The sequence below is a fragment of the Lactimicrobium sp. genome (assembly GCF_036453465.1).
Lineage (GTDB): Bacteria > Bacillota_I > Bacilli_A > Erysipelotrichales > Erysipelotrichaceae > Bulleidia.
The window spans coordinates 1-11,376 of record NZ_JAZHUW010000056.1 but is presented as its reverse complement, the minus strand read 5'-3'; the positions used below and the strand labels follow the sequence as shown (position 1 = coordinate 11,376).

Sequence of the window (11,376 nt, the reverse complement as noted above, 5' to 3'; positions counted from 1 at the left end):
CGTCACCGCCTGCGGCTGGTGGTTCACTTCACTTGGCGACAAATACCCGTGACCTGCGTCTGCTGCAGGCTGGATGTGTGTCATGCCCGACACACCTATAAAGGCGTGGAATCCATCAAGGACTTCACGCCTGTTTTTTTATGCCTGCTGTACTTTCATCTTTTGCAATACACCAGGGAAGATATGCCTGAACAGCAGAATACATGTAATGGCAGCAAAGGCATCAGCTGCAGCTTCGGCGCCAAAGACACCCATGGCCCCAAAGAAATGGGAAAACAGGAATGCCAGCGGCACGAGCAGGAAGATCTTTCTGAGCAGGGCAATAAATAATGAAACACCTGGCTGATTCAGGGCGACAAACATGGTCTGACAGGCTCTCTGCATGCCAAACACGGTCATGCCTGCCATAAACAGGGGCATGGCTTTCTGAACGCCGGCAATCAATGTGGCATCACTGGTAAACAGAGCGGCAAAGAAGCCGGGGAAGAAGATCATCATCAGGCTCATGAAGCAGTTGAACAAGGTCATGTTCAGGAAGATCACTTTAAAGCCTTCTTTGACTCTGTCCGGGCTGCCATGGCCATAGTTATAGGAAATGACCGGAGAAGCACCGTTCTGGAAGCCGTTGAGCGGTACGGCAATCATCTGCATGCATGAGGACATGATGGTCAATACGCTGACATACAGATCTCCGTACTTAACCAGGATGCCGTTCATGACAAAGCCGATGATGCTTTCGGTGGATGCCATGACAAACGGGGAAATACCAAGGGCAAAGATCTTATGCATGATTTCCCCGTTGGGCTTCATATCCGCAAAGCAAAGACGCAATGATGCTTTCTTTGAGACAAGGAACAGAATGATCCACAGGGCACTGGCAAACTGGGACAGGATGGTTGCCCAGGCCGCACCGGCGACACCCATGCCAAAGCCGAACATGAACACAGGATCCAGTACGATATTCAATACCGCACCAAGGATGACAGTAGACATGGCCAGACCGGGATGCCCCTGCACATTCAGAAATGGGTTCATGCCGATGGCAGCCATGACAAACAAGGTACCGAGCAGATAAATAGACAGGTAGGTATGTGCATATGGAAGCGTGGCATCACTGGCACCGACCAGTCTGAGCATCGGGTCAATCGTCAATCCGAAGATCACCATCAGGATCACCCCCAGCACCATGATGATGACAAAGCCATTGTTCATCATCTGGCTGGCCCGTTTCTTTCTGCCGGAACCTAAGGCAATAGAGGCAAGCGGTGCACAACCGCCGCCGGTAATCATGGCAAAGGCAGAGATCAGGATGATGATGGCATTGCACACACCAACACCAGCCAGAGCCGTTGTGCCAATGTCAGGAATATGTCCGATATAGATACGGTCCACAATACTGTAGAGAAGATTGACAAGCTGGGCTGCAATGGCAGGCACTGCCATCTTCCAGATCACACGGCTCATCCTGCCTTTTGCAAATATTTCATCAGTTTTCATACAATGAGAAAGTATAACGCCTTTCGGCCTGCGCGTGTGTCACAGTTTCTGGCTAAAGGCAGCAGAATGACGGTACAAAAGGCCTTTCATCATCAGATCACCATGGCAGTCACGACTGCAGCAATAGAGAAAACAGACAACAGAATATCAGACAAATGAACTTCTGGTATCTCACACCATGTGCGCGGCGCATCTCCATCAAAGCCTTTGGATCCCATCGCCATGGCAAGGCTTTCAGACCAGTGGATACTATTTACCAGCATCGTGAACAATACTCTTCTGGACAGGAAGGAGACATGCATGCCTCTGACCCTGTAGGACAGTTGTACAGATTTCAGTTCGTTAGCCATATGCGGCAGCAGATGAAACGCTGCTAACATGCCATAGGCAAACTTGGGAGACATATGGCACTGATGCATCAGACTGCGTACAAAGTATTCACCATTGGTTGTCAGCGCAAAATAGATGCCCAGACCTGCAAAAGCCAGAAGTCTGGTACTGAGCTGCAAAGCAGTTGTCAGATTTCTGGACATAGCTGCTCTTACCACATAGGGCATGGATGACACATCTGACAAAGCTGTGGCTGTCACACTGCTGCCTCTGGCATAATACAGGCCCATCATAAACAAACCAAATGCGGCAAAAAAAGCTGGGATCAGAATCTTCAGAACTTTCTTTGGCGCATTGTGTGATCCAAGAAAGACTAGCAGAAGCGAAAATACAAAAATGGAAAGGTTCAGCATTGTCCTGTATTGAAAAGAAATCAGGATAACCAGGATCAGGATGGTAATCAGCTTTATGGATGGATTCAGTTTTTCAGCAAATGTTCTCATCGCATCATCTCCGCTGTATCAGTGCCTTGTTTTCGATCTCATAGATCCGATCTGCATAAGCAAGTGCCAGCTGACGGTCATGGGTGATCATGATCACCGTGAGATTATCGTTTTTGATCTTCTGACTCAGCTGATTCATGATTGCCATTGTTGAGCGAAAATCCTGACCATATGTCGGCTCATCCAGCAGCAGCACCTGCTGTCCGCCGGCAAGCACGGACAGTACGGCAAGCCGGCGCTGCTGTCCCTGCGAAAGCATATATGGAGAAAATCTGGAATAGTGCTCCAGACCATATTCCTTTAACATCTTTCTTGCCCATTCTTCCTTCTTTTCATCACTCATCTCAGGATGCCAGATGGCCAGGCCCGCCAGCACTTCATCTTTGACTTTCTGGGCAACAAACTGGTTGGCCGGGTTCTGAAAGACAATACCGATATGCCGGTATAAATCTTTCTGCTTATACGCACTGATGGAAACACCATCCAGTGAAATCTCTCCCGTATATGCATGCACACCAAGGACAGCCAGAAACAGCGTTGTCTTGCCTGCCCCCGATGGGCCAAGCACAGCACTCATTTTTCCTTTTGGAAACGCTGCCGAAACATCTTTCAGCAGCACATCATCCGCATTTTGTTCATTCTTTTCCCGCTTCTGCCAGCTATGCACGCTTTTCTTTTTACTGCTTCTGCATACGGAAAGATGCTGAAAGGAAAGAACTGCATCCTGCCCATCTGCTGCTTCCTCTTCCTTTTGCGGATAATCAGAAACACTTGGAAAACACAGCCCTTCCTGCCTGATCAAAGCAGCATAATCCTGATAGTTTTCTCTGGTAATGCCTCTTTGCAGGATATGGCCTCCTTCCTTCAGAATCAGTATCTCATCTGCCATTGACAGCCAGTAATCCATGCGGTGGTCAATGATCACAAAGTCATTTCCCGCCTTCGCCATGAATGTGATCATGTCAATCAGCCGCCAGGACTCATCTTCGTCAATATTGGCAAACGGTTCATCCATCAATATGCATTTACTGCCGATCAGAAACAAGCAGCCCAGTTCTGCCCTCTGCTTTTCACCACCAGACAGCGTCTGGAACGACTGATCCAGCAGAGAATCCAAATGAAGCTGTGCCGAGACTGCCTTAATGCGGCCTGACATTTCCGCCTGCGGAACGCAGATGTTTTCCAGACAGAATTCCATCTCATGACGCAGTGTATCCATACAGAACTGCAGTTGAGGATTCTGAAACAGAACCGTGAGATACGATGCCCGCTTCTGTGCATTCAGTCTTCGAAGATTCTGGCCATACAGGAAAATATCACCAGATGCAAGATATCCGCCATTTTCCGGATAGAGCCCGGAAGCAACGGCTGCCAGCGTACTTTTTCCACTGCCGCTGGCACCGGTGATCACACTGATGCCTTTGTGGATCACAAATGAAGTGTGGTCCAGAATATTCCGCTTTCCGTCTTTGAAATAGCGGAACACAACATTCTTCAGTTCAAGTACCGGCACATCCTCTATTACATGAGAATCAGTCTTCAAGATCTTCGGATACTCCCTCAGCCGCCTTGTATCCCTTCAATACGCCAGCCTTGACAAGGGCATCGCCAAGCGCCGGAGTCAGAAGACCATCAAACACAACTGCACTGATGACTCTGACCACCATCATGATTAACAATACCGGCACGGCAATCTTGTTATAGCCGCTGATCAGAAGATTATATCCCATGGTAAAGAAGGAGCAGATCACAGCAGACAGACACATTGTGCCTCTGTCATAGTGTTTGTACTTCCGCAGCATGATCAGCAGCTCAAAGCCAAACCCCTGAACCAGTCCGGACAGAATAATAATCGGACCAAAGTAGTTTCCCATCAGGCATTCCATGATGGCCGCCAGCAGTTCTGCCACAATGCCAGTGCCAGGCTTGCGCATGACATAGATGCCAAAGGCCCCTGCCATGAAGTAAATACCATAGAACGGCTCATAGCCAAGTGATCCCATACCAGCTGGTGTCAGCAGACCATACAGAATACCGCCGGCATATGTACATCCCATATAAATCACGCCAAACAAAACTGCACAAATTGCAATCAGTAATACATCCTTCAGCTTCCAGCTATTATTGTTCCCCATAATTTCCATCTCCATCCAGCCTGTTTATTTCTCTTCTTCCGGAATATTTGCCGCCACAGTAGCCTCCAGAATGTAGTGACTCAGATGCTCTGCACCATACGTATTCACATAGTTAAAGTAAGCAAAGATGTCCTGCACATCCCCCTTCAGAATCGTGCAGTAATGAGAACTTCTTTCATAAATGCCAAGATCAATCGCATGATTCACAATTGTGGCAATATGCCTCATATAATCTGGGATACCCATCGGATAAAAGGCAATCTTGCACATTACCGGGAAATGGACATCTTTGATCAGCGGTTCATTCACCGGTACATCATCCACATTCATGAACGAATCCGCATCAACATCACCCGGGCAGCCTCTTGAAAAAGTCATCTCCGATGTCATGTGCACGCCAGGTTTGAAGGCATTGATAAAGCATGCCTTTACAGAGTCCATCACATGAACCTGCTTTCCCCGGTAAACCGTCGAAAGCTCATCTGTCATCTGCCATACCTTGTCTGTCTTTGTCTTCTTAAGCGAATCAAGAATGATATTGATGAAATCATCACTCATGATATTCAGCGTAAAACGGCATCCATTCACCTTCAAAGATGTAGGAGAAGAAGCACTGCCGCATCCACAGTCCGAACCACCTGTACTGCAGGCAGTCTTATTGCCATATGTCACATATGGCTTCGTTACTTCACTCATCAAAAAAGACCTCCTTTACCGGAGGCCATCATTACAAAATAATCTCGTTTTCTCCCTACGCTGTCATTACACAGATCAGGTAAACGGGTATCATCTCAGCCACAAGGCACCCCGGAAACTATTGATTGAAGCACAGTGGTTATTTTAATAATCCCACGCTGATGTGTCAACATCATGCCATCAGCTGTTAACGCCCGATGCTGACAGGCCTGCTCTTTGCATATTAGAACAGTTAATTTGTTCTGCCTGTCAGATCTGCATGGCAAGGTTATATGCGGAATGAACTGCATTCAGCAGGTTGGAGATCTTTGCAGAGTCACCAATAACATGTACATGATCTGCGTTTTCCGGAACATCAAACGGAAGACCACGCTTAAAGCCAATGCTTTGTACAATCACATCTGCTGGCAGCCGGACTTCTTTTCCTGTTTCATCCAGGATCGTGAGACTATTTTCATCTGCACTGACGGTCCTGGCAGAAGTATAGATGGGAACATTGTAATATTCGAAGGCATCTCTCAGGAAGCTTGTATTTGCCATACAGCTTCCAGGTGCAATCAGAATATCATCTTTCACTTCTACAATAACAGGCTTTCTGCCACTCTTGGCAATCTCATACGCCATCTCACAGCCAGTGAGTCCGCCGCCGATAATCACGACATTTTCACCATCTTTACAGCCATTACTGATATATTCCTGAGCAGTCAGAAAACGTTCACTTCCAGGCAGATGAAGACGGTTAGGTCCCATTGAGCCTGCAGCAATCACATACTCATCCGTCTCAACATCATCAAGACTTTTTACCTCCGTATGGAACCTGATATCAATATGATTCTTCTCAACCTGTGTTTCATAATATTTCAGGAGTTCTTTGTCCTTCTCCTTGAAGGAGAAAGAGGCAGCGATGCCCCAATGGAAAGCAAAGAGCCATCTGACAGATGCCCAGCTGGAAGTGATCTTCAATCATACAATGAACAGCATCTTCAATCTTCTCCGGCTCTGGCTCAACGGCAGCGTGAATATGGAAGAGACACAGTTTAAGGAACTCTATGGCAATATCATTCTGAACGGAATATATACTTACATCTATAGGTAAAGACAATACTGCAGACAAGTGTGCCAGAGCACATTCTGGCTGGTGAATAAAATACATGTGCTCAGCGCAGATCTGCCTTTGGAAACAGCACCTGTCTCAATTCTGCTATAACATCCACAGATTCTGCCATGTATAATGAAACCCGGAGCAGAATACATGTCAAAATATCAGGAGATTGAAAACAGAATACGGGCACAGATTGAGGATGGAACTTATTCTGCCGGATCACGGCTGCCTGGTGAGCACGAACTCATGGAAGTATATGGGGCATCGCGTGATACCATCCGCAAAGCCTTATCTCTTCTTGCCCAGGATGGCTTCATCCAGAAAGCCAAGGGCATTGGCTCCATTGTGCTGTCCATCAATCGGTTTGAATTTCCCGTCAATGGCGTTGTCTCCTTCAAGGAGCTTGCGTCCACCATGGGCAAGAAGGTTGAAACAGAAGTCATCTGCTGTGAGAAGACGCATCCGGATGAGAAGTTTCAGAAGTATCTGAAGATGAAGGCAGATGAATGGATATATCTTTTGCAGAGAGTGCGTCGCATTGACGGAGAAGCCGTTATTCTGGATACCGATGTTCTCAATGCCGGGATCTGTCCCGGCATCACAAAGGAAATTGCGGCGGACTCATTGTATGAATATCTGGAAGGAACGCTCCATCTCAGGATTGCCTATGCCGAGAAGGAGATCACCTGCCAGAGTGCAACCAATCAGGATATGCGCTGGTTGGATATGAAAGGCTTTAACATGGTGGTCAATGTGGAATCCTTCACCTATCTGGACGATGCACGTGTCTTCCAGTACACATCCAGCCGTCATCGTCCGGACAAGTTTGTGTTCCGTGATTTTGCCAGAAGAAATCCCAGAGCCTGATGAGCGCCCTCTGCCTGCAGAGAGCGTTTTCATTTTGCTATTGACACACATGTACGTACAGGTTAATATCACTATGCAACACATGTACGTACATGTACATAGAGGGAAAATATGGGAAAATTCGAAAATGATGCTTCAAAGCTGCTGGAATACGTTGGCGGAAAAGACAACATCAAAGCAGTCTCTCACTGTGTCACCAGAATGCGTTTTGTCCTGATTGACCAGTCCAAGGCAGATGTCAAGAAGATTGAGGCACTGCCTTCTACCAAGGGAACCTTCACACAGGCTGGACAGTTCCAGGTCATCATCGGCAATGATGTGGCTGACTACTACAACGATTTCATCAAGATCTCCGGTCTGGAAGGTGTTTCCAAGAATGCTGTCAAGCAGGCAGCCAAGTCCAACCAGAATCCCGTTCAGAAACTGATGACCAATCTGGCTGAAATCTTTGCGCCACTGATTCCTGCGATCATTGTCGGTGGCTTGATTCTTGGTTTCCGTAATGTCATTGATTCTCTGTATATCTTCGGTGACGGCACACAGACACTTGTTGCCACCTCCCAGTTCTGGGCAGGAGTAGACAAATTCCTGTGGCTGATTGGTGAAGCTGTCTTCCATACCGGCATTCCGGTAGGTATCTGCTGGTCCGTTCAGAAGAAGATGGGCGGTACTGAAATGCTTGGTATTGTCCTTGGTCTGACCCTTGTCTCCGGCCAGCTGGTCAATGCCTATGCCGTTGCCGGCATGGCAGCCGATGCCTGGGCACCTGACTATGTCTGGAACTTCGGCTTTGCATCCGCAAGAATGATCGGCTATCAGGCACAGGTCATTCCGGCCATGCTGGCAGCCTTCACACTTGCCTATCTGGAACGCTTCTTCAACAAGATCACACCATCCGTCATCAAGATGATTGTTGTCCCGTTCTGCTCACTGCTGCTGGCCGTCATGGCAGCCCACTTCGTTCTGGGCCCGATCGGCTGGACACTTGGCACATGGATCTCTGATGTCGTCTATGCCGGAATCTCCGGAAAGTTCCGCATCATCTTCGCTGCGATCTTTGGTTTCTTCTATGCCCCGCTGGTCATCACCGGCCTGCACCATATGTCCAATGCCATCGATCTGCAGCTGATCGCCGATACGCCGCTTCATGGCACAATGCTCTGGCCGATGATCGCTCTATCCAACATTGCCCAGGGATCTGCTGTATGGGCCATGTCCGTTCTGCAGAAGAAAAATGCAAAAGCACAGGAAGTCAATATTCCTTCTGCCATCTCCTGCTGGCTGGGTGTTACCGAGCCTGCTATGTTCGGTGTCAACCTCAAGTATGAATTTCCGTTCTACTGCGCCATGACAGGTTCCTGCATCGCTGCCATCATTTCCGTCGGCTTTGGCGTCAATGCCTCTGCCATCGGTGTCGGCGGCATTCCAGGCTTCCTGTCCATCATGCCGCAGTTCTGGGGTGCCTTCTTCCTGGCTATGGCCGCAGCAATTGTCATTCCATTTGTACTGACACTGATCATCGGCAAAAAGAGACTGACAACCGAAGACCGCATCACAACTGTTGATACAGAAGAGGAAGCACCGGCAGCTGCTCCTGCCGCATTCACAACGGCAGAAGAAAGCGAAGAAATTGCATCCCCGGCAAGTGGAAAACTGATTGCAATTGAGGATGTTCCGGATCAGGCCTTTGCTTCAAAAGCAATGGGTGATGGCTTTGCGATTGAACCAACTGATGGAAAGATTGTGGCACCGTTCTCCGGTACAGTCACGGTCGCCTTTCCAACCGGACACGCTTATGGCATCAAGGCCGCCAATGGCAAAGAAATACTGATTCACATTGGCATGGATACGGTCGAGCTTGAGGGCAAAGGCTTCCATGGCAGAGTCAAGCAGGGAGATACTGTCCATCAGGGAGATGTATTGACGGAAGTGGATCTTGACTATATCAAGTCACAGGGTAAATCTGCTGTAACACCGGTCATCCTGACAGATGGAACCGCGGTAACATTATTAAAGAAAGACCAGTCCGTACAGGCTGGTGAAACAGGAATTGCAAAACTTAGCTAAGGAGGCGTGCGATGGATCGCAGCAGTACTGTCGTCTATCAGATTTATCCAAAATCATTCTGTGATGCCAGCGGAGATGGCTGGGGTGATATTCAGGGCGTGATTTCCCGTCTTGATTATCTTCAGGAGCTGGGCATCAACTGTATCTGGTTCAATCCCATGTGCATTTCGCCGCAGAAAGATAACGGCTATGATGTACAGGATTACAGGAATATTGATCCCCGCTATGGTACTATGGCCGACTTTGAGCAGCTTGTCAAAGAATGCAAAGCACGCGGTATTGATATCATGCTGGACATGGTCTTCAACCACACTTCCACCGAACACGAATGGTTCCAGAAAGCCATGGAAGGCGACCCAAAGTACAAAGCCTACTACATCTGGAAAAAAGGCAAAGGCCCGGGCGTGCCTCCCAACAACTGGCAGTCAAAGTTCGGCGGTCCAGCCTGGGAATATGTGCCAAAGTTTGACGAATGGTATCTGCACCTCTTTGATGTATCACAGGCGGATCTTGACTGGACCAACCCTGCAGTCAGAAAAGAAATGGCAGACATTGTCAATTTCTGGATGAAAAAAGGTGTCCATGGCTTCCGCTTCGACGTCATCAATGAGATCTCAAAATCGTCATTTGAAGATGATCCAAACAACTTTGACGGCCGCCAGTTCTATACCGATCAGCCGCTGGTACATACCTATCTTAAAGAGCTTAACAAGAACAGCTTTGGCAATGATCCCGAGGCCATGACGGTTGGTGAAATGAGTTCTACAACTGTCAAAAACTGTTCCGGCTATGCCGGTGATGACAGCCATGAACTCTCCTCTGTGTTCTCGTTCCATCACCTCAAAGTGGATTACAAGGATGGAAAGAAGTGGGAATTGCAGCCGTTTGACTTCATGGCATTGAAGCATCTGCTCAATGAATGGCAGGTTGGCATGCAGGAAAATCATGCATGGAATGCCTTGTTCTGGAACTGCCATGATCAGCCAAGATCGGTATCCAGATTCGGTGATGACAAAAAGTACAGAAAAGAATCTGCCAAGATGCTGGCAGCTGCCATCCATCTGATGCGCGGCACGCCGTATATCTACATGGGTGAAGAAATCGGTATGCCCAATGCCGGGTTTGATGACATCAGCCAGTACCGTGATGTGGAGTCCATCAATGCGTATCACATTCTGAAAAAGGAAGGAAAGAGTGAGCAGGAAATTCTGCACATTCTCAATGAAAGAAGCCGTGACAATGCCAGAACACCAATGTGCTGGGATGCCACAGAAAACGCAGGTTTTACAACCGGTACACCATGGATTCCGCTGGGCAGAACACACAAAGAAATCAATGTGGAAAATGACCGCAGAGATCCGGAAAGCATCTTTGCCTGGTATCAGAAACTGATCTCACTGCGCAAGTCCATGAAGATCATCCAGGATGGCACCTACAAACCATTGCTGGAAGATCATCCTTCCGTATTGGCTTACCAGAGAATTGATCGAGATGAGAAGCTGACCGTGCTCTGCAACTTCTATGGAAAAGAAACAGATGTAAATCTGGATGATATTTCCAACAATGAAATTCTGTTATCAAACGTCAATCGAAAGCAGATTGCAAATCATATGACACTGCAGCCATATGAGTGTCTTGTTCTCTACAGAAAGTAACAAGCACAGGGAATATGCCGAAAGCATATTCCTTTTTGCTATACTGAAGACAAAGAGGTAAATGACATGAGTCTGACAGTAAATCTGTATTACCACGGTACCAATGGCAGTGCCCGAAGGTTTGCTATGGAAATGGAATCCTCCGGCATTGCGGATGCCATCCGCAATGAACCGGGAAATGAGCGCTATGAGTACTTCATTCCCCTGAATGATCCGGAAACCATTCTGTTAATTGACAGTTGGCACGATCAGAAGGCACTCGATGCCCATCATCGTTCTCCTATGATGGCGCAGCTGGCAAAACTGCGGGATAAATATGATCTGCACATGGAGGCAGAGCGCTATGTATCCACGGAAGACAATCCGGATGACAAAGCATATATCCGCAGCTAAATGTAAAAATAAGTATCCACCAGCTGAGCTGGTGGTTTTTCACAAGACGGGCGTAGCCCTCTTATTACTGGCTGCGCTCAGAAGCGCATGAAGCGGTCTGCCACACGCAAACTACCGCTTTTTCCCGTTAA

11 protein-coding genes and 1 riboswitch are annotated in these 11,376 nt (G+C 47.9%); of the genes, 5 read left to right on the top strand and 6 right to left on the bottom strand.

Annotated elements, in window-relative coordinates; all coding sequences use genetic code 11:
* Positions 1-138 precede the first annotated feature (138 nt).
* From SOI44_RS10220 to SOI44_RS10195, 6 genes are all read right to left on the bottom strand, one after another.
* Positions 139-1,464, bottom strand: coding sequence for an MATE family efflux transporter (locus SOI44_RS10220; RefSeq protein ID WP_331349113.1), 1,326 nt, complete (start codon positions 1,462-1,464; stop codon positions 139-141).
* Positions 1,465-1,589: 125 nt separating this feature from the next.
* On the bottom strand, positions 1,590-2,330 hold the full coding sequence (locus tag SOI44_RS10215; RefSeq protein WP_331349112.1) for an energy-coupling factor transporter transmembrane component T family protein: 741 nt from the start codon (positions 2,328-2,330) through the stop codon (positions 1,590-1,592).
* A gap of 4 nt (positions 2,331-2,334) precedes the next feature.
* Positions 2,335-3,873 (bottom strand): ABC transporter ATP-binding protein, encoded by a 1,539-nt coding sequence (locus SOI44_RS10210; protein ID WP_331349111.1) that lies wholly within the window; start codon positions 3,871-3,873, stop codon positions 2,335-2,337.
* The gene (locus SOI44_RS10205; protein WP_331349110.1) at positions 3,863-4,465 is read right to left on the bottom strand and encodes an ECF transporter S component; all 603 of its coding nucleotides are present in this window, start codon (positions 4,463-4,465) and stop codon (positions 3,863-3,865) included. The genes SOI44_RS10210 and SOI44_RS10205 overlap by 11 nt, the downstream gene beginning before the upstream one ends.
* Positions 4,466-4,489: 24 nt before the next feature.
* On the bottom strand, positions 4,490-5,161 hold the full coding sequence (locus SOI44_RS10200) for a YkoF family thiamine/hydroxymethylpyrimidine-binding protein (RefSeq protein WP_331349109.1): 672 nt from the start codon (positions 5,159-5,161) through the stop codon (positions 4,490-4,492).
* Positions 5,162-5,196: 35 nt separating this feature from the next.
* A riboswitch (TPP riboswitch) is annotated at positions 5,197-5,285 on the bottom strand.
* 125 nt (positions 5,286-5,410) lie between these two features.
* On the bottom strand, positions 5,411-6,124 hold the full coding sequence (locus SOI44_RS10195; protein ID WP_331349108.1) for an NAD(P)/FAD-dependent oxidoreductase: 714 nt from the start codon (positions 6,122-6,124) through the stop codon (positions 5,411-5,413).
* Here SOI44_RS10195 and SOI44_RS10190 point away from each other — a divergent pair.
* The 5 genes from SOI44_RS10190 to SOI44_RS10170 all read left to right on the top strand — a co-directional run bounded on the left by SOI44_RS10190 (position 6,066) and on the right by SOI44_RS10170 (position 11,245).
* Positions 6,066-6,257 carry a hypothetical protein gene (locus SOI44_RS10190; RefSeq protein WP_331349114.1) on the top strand — a complete coding sequence of 64 codons (192 nt, stop codon included), beginning with the start codon at positions 6,066-6,068 and terminating at the stop codon, positions 6,255-6,257. The two genes, SOI44_RS10195 and SOI44_RS10190, sit on opposite strands and share 59 nt — an antisense overlap.
* A 156-nt stretch (positions 6,258-6,413) precedes the next feature.
* Positions 6,414-7,130 carry a trehalose operon repressor gene (treR, locus tag SOI44_RS10185; RefSeq protein ID WP_331349107.1) on the top strand — a complete coding sequence of 239 codons (717 nt, stop codon included), beginning with the start codon at positions 6,414-6,416 and terminating at the stop codon, positions 7,128-7,130.
* A gap of 111 nt (positions 7,131-7,241) precedes the next feature.
* Positions 7,242-9,197 (top strand): PTS system trehalose-specific EIIBC component, encoded by a 1,956-nt coding sequence (gene treP, locus SOI44_RS10180; RefSeq protein WP_331349106.1) that lies wholly within the window; start codon positions 7,242-7,244, stop codon positions 9,195-9,197.
* A gap of 11 nt (positions 9,198-9,208) precedes the next feature.
* Entirely contained in the window at positions 9,209-10,852 is a 1,644-nt protein-coding gene (gene treC, locus SOI44_RS10175) for an alpha,alpha-phosphotrehalase (protein WP_331349105.1), read from the top strand.
* A 66-nt stretch (positions 10,853-10,918) separates the two neighbouring features.
* Complete coding sequence (locus SOI44_RS10170; RefSeq protein WP_331349104.1) at positions 10,919-11,245, top strand: putative quinol monooxygenase; 327 nt, start codon at positions 10,919-10,921, stop codon at positions 11,243-11,245.
* The last annotated feature ends 131 nt before the right edge of the window (positions 11,246-11,376 follow it).

What these genes read in the sequence shown, in the direction of transcription:
- SOI44_RS10220 (WP_331349113.1), bottom strand. Translation starts at nt 1,464, where the DNA reads ATGAGCCGTGTGATCTGGAAGATGGCAGTGCCTGCCATTGCAGCCCAG.
- SOI44_RS10215 (WP_331349112.1), bottom strand. Translation starts at nt 2,330, where the DNA reads ATGAGAACATTTGCTGAAAAACTGAATCCATCCATAAAGCTGATTACC.
- SOI44_RS10205 (WP_331349110.1), bottom strand. Translation starts at nt 4,465, where the DNA reads ATGGGGAACAATAATAGCTGGAAGCTGAAGGATGTATTACTGATTGCA.
- SOI44_RS10200 (WP_331349109.1), bottom strand. Translation starts at nt 5,161, where the DNA reads ATGAGTGAAGTAACGAAGCCATATGTGACATATGGCAATAAGACTGCC.
- SOI44_RS10190 (WP_331349114.1), top strand. Translation starts at nt 6,066, where the DNA reads ATGCCCCAATGGAAAGCAAAGAGCCATCTGACAGATGCCCAGCTGGAA.
- treR (WP_331349107.1), top strand. Translation starts at nt 6,414, where the DNA reads ATGTCAAAATATCAGGAGATTGAAAACAGAATACGGGCACAGATTGAG.
- treP (WP_331349106.1), top strand. Translation starts at nt 7,242, where the DNA reads ATGGGAAAATTCGAAAATGATGCTTCAAAGCTGCTGGAATACGTTGGC.
- treC (WP_331349105.1), top strand. Translation starts at nt 9,209, where the DNA reads ATGGATCGCAGCAGTACTGTCGTCTATCAGATTTATCCAAAATCATTC.
- SOI44_RS10170 (WP_331349104.1), top strand. Translation starts at nt 10,919, where the DNA reads ATGAGTCTGACAGTAAATCTGTATTACCACGGTACCAATGGCAGTGCC.